Genomic DNA, 16,939 nt, shown 5'->3' on the forward strand with positions numbered 1-16,939 from the left:
GGCCAAACCTTGAAGGCGAGCCGAATGTTGCGTTTTCTCCTTATCGTATGCGGCTGGATGCTGCTGTCCTCGGCCGTGTATGCGCAAAAAGCAAATCCCTATGTGTGGGTGCAACTGGATGCTCCAGCATCAGGCATGACGCTGACGGCGCCCGCAAGTATCGTAGTCAAAGCCTCTGCCGGCACTATTGATGATGGCGTTAGCGTTTCCAGTATCACGCTTTACCAAAATGGCGCTGTCATCGCGCGTGTGAATTACCAGGAAACAATTTCGTTTGTCGTCAACGGCGTGCAGGCCGGGACACATCAGTTTTCCGCGCGTGCCACCAGTAATCTCGGCGGTGCTCAAACAAGCCCCACCACTGCCGTCACGGTGGTGGCGGCTGGAGAGAAGCCACCGAGCATCGCCTTGAATGCTGCGACCGGCGCACCGTTTTTCGCGCCGGCCACGGTCGGTCTTTCCGCCAACGCCTCCGATAGCGATGGCAACGTCACCCAGGTCGACTACTTTGCCAATGGCGCTGCGATCGGAAACAGTGGTGCTGCGCCTTATGCGATCGCCTGGACAGGGGCGCCGGTGGGAAACCACAGCATCACCGCGCGTGCGACCGACAACAACGGCAAGCAGACCACCTCCGCGCCATTGACGGTCAACGTCGAGCAATCTGTCGTCACCGGTAATATCGATGGGGTAGGGGCAGGTCAAGGCAATACCTACACCATCGTGGGCTGGGCGTGCTCGACCGGGCGCAACGCATCGATCGATGTGCATGCCTACCTCGCCGGTCCGGCGGGAAGCGGTACTTTCTTTGCCGCTGTGTCTGCTAATCAAGCGAGTGAAGCCGGAGTCGCCAGCGCATGCCGCGCACAAGGTGGCGCGTACCGTTTTTCGATTCTGCTGGATGCGGCAGCACGCCAACGCTACGCGAACCAATTGATCTACATCCACGGAATCTCGCCAGTTGGTGCGTCACACAACCTGATCGCCAACTCCGGCACGTTCCGCGTTCCGCCGCCGGTGTCTGTCGCGCGTCGCTACGTGTATGACGAATACCAGCGGCTGTGCAAGACCATCGAACCCGAGACAGGCGCCACGGTGGTCGACTACGACGCTGCCGGTAACATCAGCTGGACTGCCAGCGGGCTGTCGCTGCCGGATACGCAGGCCTGCAACCGCGAAGAGGCACTGGCTTCCGGGCGCGTGGTGCTACGCACCTACGATGCTCGCAACCGCTTGTCCTGGCTGTCCTTCCCCGACAAGAACGGCGATCAGCGCTGGACCTACACGCCAGACGGCCTGCCCGCCCGGATCGAGACCACCACCACCGACGGTGGCGGCAAGACGGTGATCAATACCTACCAGTACAACCGTCGCAGGCTGTTGACCGGCGAAGGAACCGAAGGCTGGACGAGCTGGAGCGTGGGCTATGGCTACGACGCCAACGGCGCCTTGGCCAGCCAGGTGTACCCAAGTGGCTTATCGGTGGACTACGCCCCGAATGCGCTAGGGCAGCCGACCCGGGTTGGCGGCTATGCCGCTGGAGTCGGCTATCACCCCAATGGCGCAATAGCGCGCTTCACTTATGGCAATGGGGTCGTCCACAGCATGGCCATGAACGCGCGGCAGCTGCCGGCGATGGTGGCGGACTCGGGCGCACAGCAGTACCAGTACCAATACGATCCCAACGGCAATGTCAGCGCCATCCTGGACCAGACCCGTGGCGATGGGTATAGCCGCACCATGGAGTACGACGCGCGCGACCGGTTGCGGGTGGCGGCATCGGCCAGTTTCGGTGGCACCGGCGCGCATCGCTATGCCTACGACGCACAGGACAATCTGCGCACGCACGTCACCGGGGATACCAGCTACGAGTACTACTACGACGGCGCCAACCGCCTGACCAACCTGATGAATGTCGCCACTGGCGCCAGCGTGGTGGGGCTGAGCTATGACGTGCAGGGCAACCTGTCCAACAAGAACGGGCAGGCCTACACGTTCTCGCAGGGCAACCGGCTGCGTTCGGTGGCGAACAAGGAGTGGTACGCTTATGACGGCTACGGCCGACGGGTGATCGCCTGCGGCAGCGCGGCCTGCAACTATCAGCTGTACAGCCAGCTGGGCCAGCTGCTCTACACGCAAGACGCCCGGAGAGGCATCAACACCGATTACATCTACCTGGCCGGCAGCGTCGTGGCCCTGCGCACCCGCCCGGCCGCGGGCGCCGCCGAGACCGTGACCTACCAGCACACCGATGCGCTGGGTAGTCCGGTGGCAACGACCAACGCGGCGGGTCAAGTCGTCGAGCGCACCCAGTACGAACCCTATGGCGCGGCGATCGGCAAGACGGTCGATGGCGTGGGTTATACCGGCCATGCAATGGATGGCGGGACCGGGCTGATTTATATGCAGCAGCGGTATTATGATCCGGTGGTCGGGCGGTTCTTGAGTATTGATTCAATTCCTGTAAATAAAACTACTGGCTCTGGCTTTAATGTCTACATATATGCAGCGGGAAATCCCTATAAATTTAAAGATTCAGATGGTCGTTGCGAAAAGGTTACGGGATCTAATATATGTCAGCGTGGAATTGCTTGGTCGATAGGTCCAATTGATACAGGTGGCGGGTCCAGAAGGCCCCTTAATTTCTCAGTGAAAGCAGGCGTGGAGTTGGGTGTTGAGGCGTATTCAAAGGTTTCGCAAACTGCAGATAATTTCAATGAAAAGACAGGTAAAAAATTGGTTGTCACTGACGGGATGCGTACTCCAGCAGATCAGGCAGCTCGTATGCGATACAAAATTGCGAATGGGGCTGGCGTTAGGGAATATGCAAATAAAGCGGCGGCGCGTGAAATATTGGCCGCATACACAGAAGCGATTGCGAGCCAGCAAGATCCTGTTTCAGCGATGGCCGCTGAAATTCAAAAGCAGGTTAACTCGGGGGTATATATATCAAAGCATTTGAAGGGAACGGGTGCGGATTTCAGAGATCGTGATATGACCGGAAATGAGAAGTTGATTTTGCAACAGTCAGCCTATGATTCGGGCGCTACAAATGTTTTAAGGGAGGGAATACCCCCTCACACTCATGTGGAATATTGAAATATGAAAATATTAATTAGAAGTTTCTTTTGTGCACTTCTTGTTTTGGCTTGTTCTGCTGGATGCAGGGAGTGGAAATCGGGAAAAGCTTCTCTGGAGTCTAACGATATAAGGATTAATGTTGATGGATTAAGTGCAGTTGAAGTGGGGGTGGTTACGCCAGATAAGAAATTTATTTTCATGAAAAGTGAGGAATTTTTATGCCGGGGTATACTGCAGAAGGGTGGTATGATCTTTATTGATCCTTCTGCCGCCTCTGGCTATATGTGGGACAATGAGGGAATAAAAAGGGAGGTTGTTGTTTTTTCTAAGAAAGGAATATATAGGGTGGTAGCCTCAGAAAATTTGGAAACGGAGTTCGATAATTCTTCGGCTAGATCTTTTGAGTATAACAACAGGGATGCTCACAAATTCGATCTGGGCGGATCCTGCTCCATTATTTCGAAGGGCGGATAATAATATTTCATAGTAAATCGTCGGCTGTTACTCTGCTTTAATATTATGTCGAGTCTGGAGCTAATATTTGAGGGTTGTTTCTGGAGGAAGAGGCAGTAGGTGATTTTGGAGCGAGTGGTATTCCACGAATAAAAATAAGAATTGGCGGGTGACTCTCGAGGAACATCACGCATAACTTAAGCTAATGATAAATGGGAGGATCATCTGGCAATGAGGAATTTAAGGGTGAGACTCATAAGAAATTGATTGAGGGCTACGTTAAGCAAGTCTGCTCCTGTCGTGGCTGCCCTAAACTTGAAGGGTGTCGAAGTAAACGCGATCTAAGGACTGGGTGAAGACGGTAAGTTCGGAAAAATAAATTCCGGTATTGATCTGTCCACAGCATGGCCATTAAGCAGCCCAGGAGTTGGGCCGCTTTTTACCCGATATGCCGACGAGCTCTTCAAGCAACATGCTCAAGGTCGCCCAGAGTGGCGGCAGCTCAGTACCAACATGACCCAACGGCAATGTCAGCGCCATCCTGGACCAGACCCGAGGCGATGCCTACAGCCGCACCATGGAGTACGACGCGCGACCGGTTGCGGGTAGCGGCATCGGCGAGTTTCGGCGGCACCGGCGCGCATCGCTATACCTACGACGCGCAGGACAATCTGCGCACGCACGTCACCGGGGATACCAGCTACGAGTATTACTACGACGGCGCCAACCGCCTGACCAACCTGATGAACGTCGCCACCGGCGTTAGCGAGATAGAGGTCGCTCTATCTGACCGGATCATTGGGGAAGACTTCGAACAGCCTTAAAAAAGATTTCAGGGGCAACTCATCACGGCCGCTAATCGGCGTTGATCACCCGGTTCTTGCCAGCCGCCTTGGCGTCGTACATGGCGCGGTCGGCGCGGCGGATGACCTCGTCCTGGGTCTCGTCGGTCCCGCGTAGCGCCACGCCGGCGCTGAAGCTGATGAACACGCGCACGTCGTCATGCAGCAGCGAGCGCTGCGACAATGCACGTTGCAGGCGGATCACTGCCGCGCTGGCTTCGAAGATGGTCGAGTCCGGCAGCAGCAGCACGAATTCCTCGCCGCCGAAGCGGGCGATGGCATCGGTGGTGCGCAGCACCGCCTTGGCCACCTCCACCGTGTGGCGCAGCGCGGCGTCGCCACCGGCATGGCCGTGGGTCTCGTTGAGGCGGCGGAAGTCGTCCAGGTCCAGCATTGCCACGCATAGGGGCTGGCCACTGCGCTGGGTGCGCACGGCTTCACGCTGGAACAATTCTTCGAAGCCGCGCCGGTTGAGCGCGCCGGTCAGTTGGTCTTCGCGCACCAGGCCGGCGACGTCCCTGAGCTCCTGTTCGAGCAAGGCGATGCGCTGTTCGGAATCTTCCACCTGCCGGCGTGCCGCGAGCAGTTCGTCGCGCGCTGCCAGGGCCTGTGCCTGCACGCCGGCGGTGTCCTGCAGCAGGTCCTGCAGCAGCCGGTTGAGGTCGGGGATGCCGCGCGCCTCGCCGATCGCCTGCGAATAGCCGGCAACGCGGTCGTGGTATTGCCCGGTGCTGGTGGCCATGCCGTCCAGCCGGTCGACGAAGGACACCATCATTTCGCGCATGGCGGTCTTGGACTCGGCGATGCCCTGCTTGAGCAGACCCTGCTTGTAGGTCACCTCGCGCAGGGTGCCGCGTGCCTGTTCGATGGAACTGACATCCAGCGGGCCGGAAATCAGTTGCCGCACCACCGAGATCTGGCCCTGCAACCAGCTGCGATCGTCCAGGAGTTCGCCGACGTTCTCCAGCAATAGGTCGAACAGGCCCAGTAACAGGTTCTGTTGTTCGCTGGCATCTTCGGCGCGCAGGCCGATCTGGTGGCTGAGTTCGCGCAGGCGCTGTTCCAGCGTGATCAGCTCGTGTCCGGGGCGCCAGTGGCGCAGTGCCGATGCCAGCGTTTGCGCCTCTTCGGCCAGCTCCGGGCTGCGTTGCAACAGCGTGGCCAGGGCGTTGCCCAGCGCGTGGCGCAGCAGATCGCGCAGCTGCTCGGCTTCCGTGCGGCCTTCGGCCAGCGAATCGCCGATATCGATGGTGCGGATGTATTTGTCGATGAGCTGGCGCAAGGCACGGCCATAGCCGGGCCAATCGCCGGCCGCGTACGCCGCGCTCAGGCGCACGCCCATGTCGCCGAGCTCGCCATGCAGGCTGGCGATGCCTTCGGCGAACGCGAGCAGCAGCGCTTCGGGATGCGCGGCATGCGAGAACAGCCGTATCAGCAATGCAGTGGCAGCGGCCGGATCGTGCGCGCCGGACTTGGCCTTGGCCGGCACCAGCTGGTGCGCGGCCAGGCCATGACCGCTGCGCTCGCCATTGATCACCGTCGGCAGGGCAGCGGCAGGGCGCGCGGTGTCCGTGCCGCCCCAGGGCAACAGGCGGCGCAGCCCGCCACGGGGGCGGCTTGGGTGTTCGGGCTGGTCTGCCATGCGCCACGGTCTCGAGAGGTCTTGTGCTAACGCTCGATATCGGCCCATGGAGGGGGCGCTTGAGCAAGCCGGGCCGTAGTGCGCGGCAACGGCATGCAGGCCGGGCGCGAATCATGGTCGCCAGGCGCGAAGCAAGGCATCGATGAACCGGTTACCTGGATGAGGGCGAACGCGGCCGCAAGTTCCCGCATTCGGTGCATGTCACGGGCAACGCACCGAGACGGGGATGTCATCGCACTGCAATGTGGCGCTTATGCCTTGAGGCGTGCGCAACTGCGCGTAAAGGAATGTGGGCTGTCGCAGAAAAGTCAGCACGTGTTCACGCATATTTTATTTGGTCGGGGTGTAGATTCCTCTGCAAGGGCGACGTGGAGTACGCGCGTTGCCCACGCTCCTCACTCGTAGCAAGTCGTCTGGCTGAATCGGCAGACGGCGGTTTTCGCTTCGCCGTTTTTCCGTCTCCACCCACATTACGACGGATGTTTCGATGGTTGCCATGATGCCGCTTCACGCTACTACCGCACGCTTAGAGCGCAGTACGCTGCTCCCGACTCTGAAGAAGAGCGGGCGCCCGCGCGATGCGCGTGGCCGCTTCATCCGTCACCACGAGCGCTTGCCGGTCTCGTTGGCAGACACGCGCGGTGCTTTGTTCGTGGTGTCGGAAATGGCGGACTTCATCAAGGCCGGCGGGTTGGGCGATGTGGCGGCCGCGTTGCCGCGCGCGCTGCGCCACCGCTACGACGTACGCGTGCTGATCCCTGGCTACCGCGCCGTGCTCGAGCGTGCGGGCAAGGTGGAGATCGTGGGCCGCGTGTTGGCGCATGCCGCGCTGCCGGCCTGCGACATCGGCCGCATCGTGCAATCGGACGGGCTGCCGATCTACATCCTGCTGTCCAAGGAATTGTTCGAACGCGACGGCTCGCCCTATGTGAGCACCAGCGGTTCGGAGTTCGAGGACAACGCGATCCGTTTTGCCACCTTGTCGCATGCCGCCGCGCAGATTGCGGCCGGCCACGCCGGCCTGGGCTGGAAACCGCGCCTGCTGCATCTCAACGACTGGCCCTGCGCGCTGGCGGCCGGCTATGTGCGCTGGTCCGGCGGCACCACGCCGTGCCTGCTGACCATCCATAACCTGGCCTACCAGGGCCTGGTGCCGTATTCGATGGCCGCCGCGCTGGGCATCCCTGCCGAGCGGGTGGCCGAGCTGGAGTTCTATGGGCAGATGTCGTTCCTGCGCGGCGGCATCGTCAATGCCGACCACGTCAACACGGTCAGCGTCAGCTACGCCAAGCAGATCACCGGCCCGGCACAGGGCTGCGGCCTGGACCGGCTGTTGGCCGGTCGCGCTGCCAAGGGCGCGCTCACCGGCATCGTCAACGGCATCGACGCCAGCTGGGATCCGCGCACCGATGAATACCTGGATTCGCACTTCAGCGTGAACCAGTGGCAGGGCCGGCAGGCCAACGCAGCGCAGGTGCGCAAGGCATTCGGGCTGCGCGAGAGCACCGGCCCGCTGTTTGCGGTGGTGTCGCGGCTGGTGCATCAGAAAGGCCTGGACCTGATTTGCGAGGTGGCCCCGCAGATCGTGGCCGCTGGCGGCCAGATCGCGGTGATCGGCGGCGGCGAGCCGGAGATCGAACGGCAGGTGGCCGAGCTGACCAGGCGCTATCCCGGTCAGGTGGGCGCCTTCATCGGCTTCGAGGAAGGCCTGGCGCGGCGCATGTTCGCCGGTGCCGACTTCCTGCTGATGCCCTCGCGCTTCGAGCCCTGCGGCCTGAGCCAGATGTATGCGCAGCGCTTCGGCTGCCTGCCAATCGCGCATGCGACCGGCGGGCTGATCGACACCGTGGACGATGGCGTGACCGGCTTCCTGTTCCAGCACGCCAGCGTCGAAGCGCTGCGCCGCTGCCTGGAGCGCGCCTTCCGCACCTTCCGCCTGCCCAGCCTGCTGTCTGCGATGCGGCGCGCGGCCATGTTGCGTCCCAGCGGTTGGGACGTGGCAGGCAAGAAATACCTCTCGCTCTACGAACACACCGCCGCAACCGCGCCCGCGCTCGCGACGGTGTCATGAGCGAACGGCAGGGCGGGCAGGAGCAGCGCACGGAAGCAGACGGCATGACCACGGAAGGGATCTCGGAAACGTCGCAGACCCTGCAAGCCCTGGCCAACGGCTTGCCGGCCGATGCCTTTGCGGTGCTTGGACCGAAACCGCTGGCCGAGGGCCGCCGTCAGGTGCGCGTGTTGGCACCGGGCGCCGAGGCGATGGGCTTGATCGACCCGCGCGGCAAGCTGCTCGCGCGCATGCAGGCCAGCGCCATCGATGGCGTCTTCGAAGGCATCCTGGCGGCCGATGGGCCGTACCGGCTGCGCATCGTGTGGCCAGACAGGGTGCAGGAGGTCGAAGACCCGTACGCGTTCGCGGCCACGTTGGACGAATCGCTGTTGCTGCAGATCGCTGCCGGCGATGGCCAGGCCGTGCGTCGTGCGCTGGGCGCGCAGCATGTCCACTGTGGCGATGTGCCGGGCGTGCGCTTTGCGGTGTGGGCACCCCATGCCCAACGCGTGGCGGTGGTTGGCGACTTCAACGGCTGGGACGTGCGGCGGCATCCGATGCGGCAGCGCATCGGTGGCTTTTGGGAACTCTTCCTGCCGCGCGTGGAAGCCGGCGCCCGGTACAAATATGCCGTCACCGCAGCCGATGGGCGGGTGCTGCTCAAGGCCGACCCGGTGGCCCGGCAAACCGAATTGCCGCCGGCAACCGCTTCGGTGGTGCCCAGCGCCGCCGCATTCGCCTGGACCGATGCGGCCTGGATGGCCAACCGCGACCCCGGCGCCGTGCCGGCGCCGCTGTCGATCTACGAGGTGCATGCCGCCTCCTGGCGCCGCGACGGACACAACCAACCGCTGGACTGGCCAACGCTGGCCGAGCAGTTGATTCCTTACGTACAGCAGCTCGGCTTCACGCATATCGAATTGCTGCCGATCACCGAACACCCGTTCGGCGGTTCCTGGGGCTATCAGCCGCTGGGCCTGTATGCGCCCACCGCGCGCCATGGCAGCCCGGACGGCTTTGCGCAGTTCGTCGATGCCTGTCACCGCGCCGGGATCGGCGTGATCCTGGATTGGGTCAGCGCGCACTTTCCCGATGACGCGCACGGCCTGGCCCAGTTCGACGGCGCCGCGCTGTACGAGCATGCCGACCCGCGCGAAGGCATGCATCGCGACTGGAATACGCTGATCTACAACTACGGTCGGCCGGAAGTGACCGCTTACCTGCTGGGCAGCGCGCTGGAATGGATCGAGCATTACCACCTCGACGGCCTGCGCGTGGATGCGGTGGCCTCGATGCTGTATCGCGACTACGGCCGCGCCGAAGGCGAGTGGGTGCCCAATGCGCATGGCGGCCGCGAGAACCTGGAGGCGGTCGCGTTCCTGCGCCAGCTCAACCGCGAAATCGCCACCCAGTTCCCCGGCGTGCTCACCATTGCCGAAGAATCCACCGCCTGGCCGGGCGTGACCGCCGCGATCAGCGATGGCGGCCTGGGCTTCACCCACAAATGGAACATGGGCTGGATGCACGACACGCTGGGCTACATGCAGCGCGATCCGGCCGAACGTGCGCAGCACCATAGCCAGCTCACCTTCGGGCTGGTGTACGCCTTCGACGAACGCTTCGTGTTGCCGCTCTCGCACGATGAAGTGGTGCACGGCACCGGGGGCCTGCTCGGGCAGATGCCGGGCGATGACTGGCGCCGCTTCGCCAACCTGCGCGCCTACCTGGCGCTGATGTGGGCGCACCCGGGCGACAAACTGCTGTTCATGGGCGCCGAGTTCGGCCAATGGGCCGACTGGAATCACGACCAGTCGCTGGACTGGCATCTGCTGGACGGCGCGCGCCATCGTGGCATGCAGCAACTGGTGGGCGATCTCAACGCCGCACTGCGCCGCACGCCGGCGCTGTATCGCGGCAGCCATCGCGCCGACGGCTTCGACTGGAGCGTGGCCGACGATGCGCGCAACAGCGTGCTGGCGTTCGTCCGCCACGATCCTGCCGGCGGCGCACCGTTGCTGGCAGTGAGCAACCTCACCCCGCAACCGCATCACGACTATCACGTGGGGGTGCCGCGTGCTGGCCTCTGGCGCGAGATCCTCAACACCGACAGTGCCCATTACGGCGGCAGCAACCTCGGCAACAGCGGTCGCCTGGCGACCGAGCCGGTGGGCATGCATGGGCATGCGCAACGTCTGCGCCTGACCCTACCGCCGCTGGCCACGATCTATCTGCAAGCGGAGAAATAACGATGAACCAGCGCAATGCAATCACACCGGCCTGGGGCGCCTGGCCGGCGGGTGAGGGACAGGTGCGCTTTGCGCTCTGGGCTCCAGCAGCCAAGAGCGTGGACGTGGTCTTCGACGACGGCGCGCGCCGCGCGCTGCAGGCGGGACAGGACGGTTTTTTCAGCGCCGTCATCGACTGCGCTGCCAATGCGCGTTACCGCTATAGCGTCGACGGCGCTGAGCCGGTCCCGGACCCGGCCTCGCGCTGGCAGCCCGAAGGCGTGCACGGCCCCAGCGCGGTACAGCCGACCGACGGCTATGCCTGGCAAAACGCCCAGTGGCAGGGACGGCCGTGGGACGAGGCAGTGATCTACGAAGTGCATGTCGGCACCTGCGGCGGCTATGCCGGTGTGCAGGCGCAACTGCCGCAGCTGGCGGCGATGGGCATCACCGCCATCGAACTGATGCCGTTGAGCGCGTTTCCCGGCGCGCATAACTGGGGCTACGACGGCGTGCTGCCGTATGCACCGGTGGAGGCGTATGGCACACCGGACGAACTGAAGGCGCTGATCGATGCCGCGCACGGGCATGGCCTGATGGTGTTGCTGGACGTGGTCTACAACCACTTCGGCCCGGACGGCAATTACCTGCACAGCTATGCTGCGCCGTTCTTCAACGAGGACAAGCCCACCCCATGGGGCGCAGCGATCGATTTCCGCAAGCCGCCGGTGCAGCGGTATTTTCTCGACAACGCGCTGATGTGGCTGCACGAATACGGTTTCGACGGCCTGCGCCTGGATGCGGTGCATGCGATATCGCCCAACGCGTTCCTGGATACCTTGCGCGAGACCGTCGAGGCCAGCCTGCCGGCCGGGCGGCATGTGCATCTGGTGCTGGAAAACGAGGCCAATCAGGCCTCGCAACTGCAGCGTGGCTATACCGCGCAGTGGGACGACGACTTCCATAACGCGCTGCATGTGCTGCTCACTGGCGAAGAGGAAGGCTATTACGCCGCGTTCGCCGACAAGCCGACCGAGCACCTGGCGCGCGTGCTGGGCGAAGGGTTCGCCTATCAGGGCGAGCCGGACCCGCGCGGGCATGTGCGGGGCGAACCCAGTGGCGCCTTGCCGCCGCACAAATTCGTGGTGTTTGCGCAGAATCACGACCAGATCGGCAACCGCGCCCGCGGCGAGCGGCTGAGCGTGCTGGTGTCGCCGCAACGCTTGCGCGCGGCGTTGGCGCTGACCGCATTGACGCCGATGATTCCGCTGTTTTTCATGGGCGAACCGTGGGGCGCCAAGCAACCGTTCCTGTTCTTCACCGACTTCGGCCCACCGTTGGACGATGCGGTGCGCGAAGGCCGCCGCAAGGAGTTCGCGCACTTCGCCGCGTTTGCCGATGAAGCCCAGCGCGCCACCATTCCCGATCCGAACAGCCATGCCACGTTCGCGGCATCGCGTGCGCCGATCGCCGATGCCGTGCATGGCGACGGCGCGCAGTGGGCAAGCTGGTTCACGGCGCTGCTGGACGTGCGTCGTCAGTGGCTGGTGCCGGGCCTGGCGCAGGCGCGCGCCGTGCGTGCCAGCGTGCTTGCCGATGGCGCGGTGGCCGCCACCTGGGAGCTGCCGGGCGGGCTGTGGCATATCGCCTTCAATGTCGGCACCCAGCCGGTGCCGTTGCCGCCGCTGCGCGGACGCGTGGCGCATGTCGAAAACGTGGCTGCCGATGCGCGGGAACTACCGGTCGATGGCTTCATCGCCTGGCACGAGGCGCAGGCATGAGTACGCGCGATCCGGGCGGGGATGATCTCAACACCCTGGCCGCCGCGGCCGGGGTGATGGTGGATTGGGTGGATGCCAGCGACCAGCCGCGGCAGGTCTCCGAGCAATCGGTGCATGCGGTGCTCAGCGCGCTGGAACTGCCGGCCGCCACCGCGGCGCAGCGCGCCGACAGCCTGCGCCGCTGCCAGGCGCAGGCCGACGAGCCGGCGCCGCTGCTGACGGTGCAGGTGGGTCAGCCGCTGCCGTTGCGCGTGGCGGCACACGCCAGTGGCCGCTGGAGCGACGACAGCGGCGCCAGCGAAGACGTGCGTGCCGATGCGCAAGGGCGCCTGCGCGCGCCGCAGCGTTTCGGTTACTGGACGCTGCAGATCGGCGCGATTACCCAGCAGGTGGCCGTGGCGCCGCCACGTTGCTTCAGTGTGGCCGATGCCTGTGGCCAGCCATCGCCGCGTGCCTGGGGCATGGCGCTGCAGGTGTATTCGGCACGCAGCCTGGATGACGGCGGTATCGGCGATGCCGCCGGCACGGTGGAATGGTTGCGGCACGCGGCCTTGGCCGGCGCCGACGCCCTGGCATTGAGTCCGGTGCACGCCGCGCGCCCGGTGAGCGGCGGCTACAGCCCGTATTCGCCCAGCGATCGGCGCTTTCTCGATCCCTTGCATGCCGCGCCGGTGCGCATCCTGGGCGAACTGGCGCTGGATGCCATCAACGCGGTGCCCGGCCTGCGCGAACGTTTCGATGGCTTGCATAACGCTGCATTGATCGATTGGCAGGCCTCGGCGCACGCCAAGTGGGAATTGCTGCGCCAGTTGTACACGCGCGTTTCGCCCGATCATGCCGATCTGGTCGCCTTCCGCAACGCAGGCGGCGCGGCGCTGGAGGGCTTTGCACGCTTTGCTGCGCAGGATTTCGGCGACAACGATCCGCAGCTGCATGTGTTCACGCAATGGCTGGCGGCGCGCAGCTGGTCCGATGCGCAGCGCGAGGCGCACGAGCGCGGCATGAAGATCGGTTTGATCGCCGATCTGGCGGTGGGCTTCGACCCCAACGGCGCCGAAGCCGCAGCGGCGGCCGACACCGTATTGCGCGGGCTGGTGCTGGGCGCGCCGCCGGATGCCTTCAATGCCGATGGCCAGCATTGGGGCATCGGGGCGTATTCGCCCACGGCGCTGCGGCGCAGCGGCTACGCGCCGTATATCGCGCTGCTGCGTGCGGTGCTGCGCGACCGCGGCGGCATCCGCATCGACCACATCCTGGGCCTGATGCGGCTATGGGTGGTCCCCGATGGTGCCAGTTCCAATGAAGGTGCGTATCTGGCCTACCCGTTGCACGATCTGCTCAACCTGCTGGCGCTGGAATCGTGGCGGCACCGGGCGATCGTCATCGGCGAGGACCTGGGCGTGGTGCCGCCGGGCATCCGCGAAGAACTCTCGCAGCGTGGAGTGATGGGCATCGACGTGTTGATGTTCACCCGCGACGACGATGGCGCATTCGTCTCGCCGGCGCTGTGGCGGCCGGATGCGATCGCCACCACCACCACGCACGACCTGCCCACGCTCACCGGCTGGCGCACCGGCCGCGATATCGAATGGCGGCGCAAGCTGGAATTGATCCAGCCCGCGCAGGCCAGCGACGATGCCGCCGCGCGCAACAAGGACGTGGCACGGCTGGATGCCGCTGTCGAACTTGCCGGCCTGAGCAGTGCGCACGACCCGCTGCTGGGCGCATTGCGCTTCACCGCCACCAGTGTCTCGCCGCTGGCCTTGTTGCCGGTGGAAGACGCGCTGGCCCTGGACGAACAACCCAACCTGCCGGGCACCGTCGAAGTGCATCCCAACTGGCGTCGACGCCTGCCCGATCCCTTGCCGCATGCGCGCCTGCATTCGGCGCTGCACGGCTTTGCCGAGGCGCGTCGCGTCGCGGCCGTTTCGGAACCGCATCCATGATCGATCTCCGCGCCACCGCCCGCCTGCAGCTGCATGCCGGCTTCACCCTGCACGATGCGCTCGCGCAGGTGCCGTACTACGCAGGCCTGGGTATCAGTCACCTGTACCTGTCGCCGATCGGCACGGCCGTGCCGGGCTCCACCCACGGCTACGACAACATCGACCCCACCGTGGTCAATCCCGAACTCGGCGGCGAAGACGCCCTGGTGGCGCTCTCGCAGGCCGCGCGCGAACACGGCATGGGTCTGATCGCCGACATCGTGCCCAACCACATGGCCACGCATGCGCAGAACGCGTGGTGGTGGGATGTGCTGCGCAATGGCCGCAGTGCCAGGCACGCCGACTGGTTCGACATCGATTGGCGCGCGCCCGGGCGCGACGGCAAGCTGTGGCTGGCAGTCCTGGACCGCCCGTATGCGACAGCGCTGGCCGAAGGCCTGATCACGCTGGTGATCGAAGACGACGGCAGCGCGGCGTTGGCGCATTACGACCAGCGTTACCCGATTCGTCCGCAGACGCTGGACATCCCCGAAAAGGGCGCACGTGCGCAGTGGCTGCGCGACTACAACGACGGCGCCAAACGCGGCGACGGCCGCCTGCACAAGTTGATCGAACGCCAGCCGTATCGCCTGAACTGGTGGCGCGTGGGCAACGACATGCTCAACTACCGCCGCTTCTTCGATATCACCTCGCTGGTGGCCTTGCGGGTGGAATTGCCGGCGGTGTTCGACGCGGTGCACGCCTTGCCGCTGCGGCTGGTGGCCGAAGGCCATCTGGACGGCTTGCGCATCGACCACGTGGACGGGCTGACCGACCCCACCGGCTATGTGCGCAAGCTGCGCAGCCGGCTGGATGCGGCCGGCCGCACGCGTGGGCTCAAGCCCGGCACGCTGGGCCTGTACCTGGAAAAGATCCTCGCACCGGGCGAGCACCTGCCGGCCGACTGGCCGTGCGATGGCACCACCGGTTACGACTTCATGGACCAGGTGGGCGGCGTGCTGCACGATGCGGCCGGCTTCCGGCCATTGGCGCGTGCCTGGCAGAAGGTGAGCGGGCGCAGCGGCGATTTCGCGCAGGAAGAACGCACCGCCCGTGACGAAATCCTGCGTGGCCCGCTGCAGAGCGAATTCAATCGCGCCGTGGGTGCGTTGTCGGCGTTGGCGCGGCTGGATCCGCCCACGCGCGAGTTCAGCCCGCAGATGCTGGCGCGCGGCTTGTGCGTGCTGCTGCGCTGGTTCCCGGTGTACCGCACCTATGCCGGCGCCAAGGGCATCACCGGCAGCGAAGCGGAGCGTTTGCGCGCTACCGCCGCAAAGGCGCGCGAGGGGATGCCGGAATCGATCGTGGCGGCCGTGGATGCGATCGAGCGGTGGTTGCTCGACGATGCCGGCGCAGACCGTGCGCAGATCGCCTTGCGGCGCATCCTGCGCCGTCGCGTGGAGCAGCTGTCCGCACCGCTCAATGCCAAGTCGGTGGAGGACACCGCGTTCTACCGGCACGGCGTGCTGCTGTCGCGCAACGAGGTCGGCAGCCACCCGACCCATTTCGCCAACGAAGCGGCCGAGTTCCACGCGCAGAATCTCGAGCGCGCCAAGCATTACCCGCGCGCGTTGCTGGCCACCGCCACCCACGACCACAAGCGTGGCGAAGACCTGCGCATGCGGCTGGCGGTGTTGTCCGAGCAACCGCGCTGGTGGGTCGAGCAGAGCGCCCAGTTCGATGCGCTGGCCGACGCGCTGGAATCGCCGGCCCTGGCCGGGGGCGACCAGCAGATGCTGTGGCAGACCCTGGTGGCGGCGTGGCCGATCGGCCTGGGCGCCGACCAGACCGAGCCGCTTGCCGGCTACGCCGAGCGCATCGCGCAATGGCTGCTCAAGGCGGTGCGCGAAGCCAAGCTGCACACCAGCTGGACCGACGGCTCGCCGGCCTATGAGCACGCCGTGCAGGCCACCGTGGAGCAGGTGCTGTGCAGTCGCGCCGGGCTGCCGCTGCGGCGCGCGCTGCTGCGCGCAAGCAGCTACATCGCCGCCGCCGGCGCGCGCAACAGCCTGGTGCAAACCACCTTGCGCCTGACCGTGCCCGGCGTGCCCGACCTGTACCAGGGGACCGAAGGCTGGGATCTGTCGCTGGTGGATCCGGACAACCGCCGTCCGGTGGATTACGTCCAGCGCCAGCAGTGGCTGCAGCAGGCGCGCGACTTCTCCGGGTTGCTGCGCAGCTGGCGCGATGGCGCGGTCAAGGCGCGCCTGACGGCGCTGTTGCTGCAGTTGCGCCGCGAATTTCCAGCGCTATTTGCGAAGGGCGACTACCAACCCTTGAACGTGGCGGTCAGCGGCGATGCGCAGGTGCTGGCATTCCGTCGCCAGTATCGCGGTCAGTCGCTGGTGGTGGCCGTCACGCGGCTGGGCGCCGGCGTCGAGGGCGAGGGCGATCTGCCGTTGCTGGTGGCGCCTGCCACCTGGGGTCAGGCGTCGTTGGCATTGGGCGAGGGCACATACCGTAATGTGCTCGATGGCAGCACGCTGCAGTCGCAGCGCGGCCGCGTGGCGCTATCTACGCTGTTTGCACGTGCGCCGGTGGCAGTGTTGTTGTCCCAAGAAAATTGACCCCTGAGAGAAACGTACGCAATGAATGACATGGAACGGCAGGCGCGGCTTGCCCAGTTGGCACGGGAGATTTGGGAGGCAGAGGGCCGCCCGGACGGGCACGCGGACCGCCATTGGGCCATGGCCGAGCGGTTGGTGGAGGCCGAGGAGCGCGCCGCCGAACAGGCCGCCGAATACGCGGCCACCCCGATCGCTGCACGCCAGTAACGGCGCGTCTGGCAGCGTGCATGGGCCGGCCTGCTGCGCGCCGGCCCGTGTGCTGCGGACTGCACCGCCAGTGCAAAATCGCGCACCGTTTGCGTTCACCGTT

The 16,939-nt window shown here is 64.9% G+C and carries 10 protein-coding genes; 9 read left to right on the forward strand and 1 reads right to left on the reverse strand.

From position 1 onward, the window contains the following. Positions 1 to 24: 24 nt before the first annotated feature. The 3 genes from ACCQ15_RS02150 (at position 25) to ACCQ15_RS02160 (ending at position 4,358) form a co-directional block, all read left to right on the forward strand. Positions 25 to 3,099 carry an RHS repeat domain-containing protein gene (locus ACCQ15_RS02150; protein WP_372381154.1) on the forward strand — a complete coding sequence of 1,025 codons (3,075 nt, stop codon included), beginning with the start codon at positions 25 to 27 and terminating at the stop codon, positions 3,097 to 3,099. Positions 3,100 to 3,102: 3 nt separating this feature from the next. Beyond that, entirely contained in the window at positions 3,103 to 3,555 is a 453-nt protein-coding gene (locus tag ACCQ15_RS02155; protein WP_372381155.1) for a hypothetical protein, read from the forward strand. Positions 3,556 to 4,094: 539 nt separating this feature from the next. Next, positions 4,095 to 4,358, forward strand: a complete 264-nt coding sequence (locus ACCQ15_RS02160; protein WP_372381156.1) for a hypothetical protein — start codon at positions 4,095 to 4,097, stop codon at positions 4,356 to 4,358. A gap of 31 nt (positions 4,359 to 4,389) precedes the next feature. On the opposite strand, the gene ACCQ15_RS02165 is transcribed toward ACCQ15_RS02160, so the two are convergent. Next, on the reverse strand, positions 4,390 to 6,018 hold the full coding sequence (locus ACCQ15_RS02165) for a GGDEF domain-containing protein (protein ID WP_008575488.1): 1,629 nt from the start codon (positions 6,016 to 6,018) through the stop codon (positions 4,390 to 4,392). Between the two features lie 487 nt (positions 6,019 to 6,505). Here ACCQ15_RS02165 and glgA point away from each other — a divergent pair, with 487 nt between their 5' ends. Genes glgA through ACCQ15_RS02195 form a run of 6 tightly spaced genes read left to right on the forward strand, consistent with a single transcriptional unit; the run spans position 6,506 to position 16,836 of the window. Continuing rightward, the gene (gene glgA, locus ACCQ15_RS02170) at positions 6,506 to 8,089 is read left to right on the forward strand and encodes a glycogen synthase GlgA (RefSeq protein WP_008575489.1); all 1,584 of its coding nucleotides are present in this window, start codon (positions 6,506 to 6,508) and stop codon (positions 8,087 to 8,089) included. Beyond that, on the forward strand, positions 8,086 to 10,317 hold the full coding sequence (locus ACCQ15_RS02175) for a 1,4-alpha-glucan branching enzyme (RefSeq protein WP_011346122.1): 2,232 nt from the start codon (positions 8,086 to 8,088) through the stop codon (positions 10,315 to 10,317). The genes glgA and ACCQ15_RS02175 overlap by 4 nt, the downstream gene beginning before the upstream one ends. A gap of 2 nt (positions 10,318 to 10,319) precedes the next feature. Beyond that, positions 10,320 to 12,077 (forward strand): malto-oligosyltrehalose trehalohydrolase, encoded by a 1,758-nt coding sequence (treZ, locus tag ACCQ15_RS02180; protein WP_372381157.1) that lies wholly within the window; start codon positions 10,320 to 10,322, stop codon positions 12,075 to 12,077. Next, positions 12,074 to 14,023 (forward strand): 4-alpha-glucanotransferase, encoded by a 1,950-nt coding sequence (locus ACCQ15_RS02185; protein ID WP_372381158.1) that lies wholly within the window; start codon positions 12,074 to 12,076, stop codon positions 14,021 to 14,023. The genes treZ and ACCQ15_RS02185 overlap by 4 nt, the downstream gene beginning before the upstream one ends. Beyond that, positions 14,020 to 16,629 (forward strand): malto-oligosyltrehalose synthase, encoded by a 2,610-nt coding sequence (gene treY, locus ACCQ15_RS02190; RefSeq protein WP_372381159.1) that lies wholly within the window; start codon positions 14,020 to 14,022, stop codon positions 16,627 to 16,629. Before ACCQ15_RS02185 ends, treY begins: the two co-directional genes overlap by 4 nt. Positions 16,630 to 16,650: 21 nt before the next feature. Then, entirely contained in the window at positions 16,651 to 16,836 is a 186-nt protein-coding gene (locus ACCQ15_RS02195; RefSeq protein WP_008575499.1) for a DUF2934 domain-containing protein, read from the forward strand. Positions 16,837 to 16,939: the final 103 nt, after the last annotated feature.

Source organism: Xanthomonas sp. NCPPB 1754, from assembly GCF_041475725.2.
GTDB classification, from domain to species: domain Bacteria; phylum Pseudomonadota; class Gammaproteobacteria; order Xanthomonadales; family Xanthomonadaceae; genus Xanthomonas; species Xanthomonas euvesicatoria.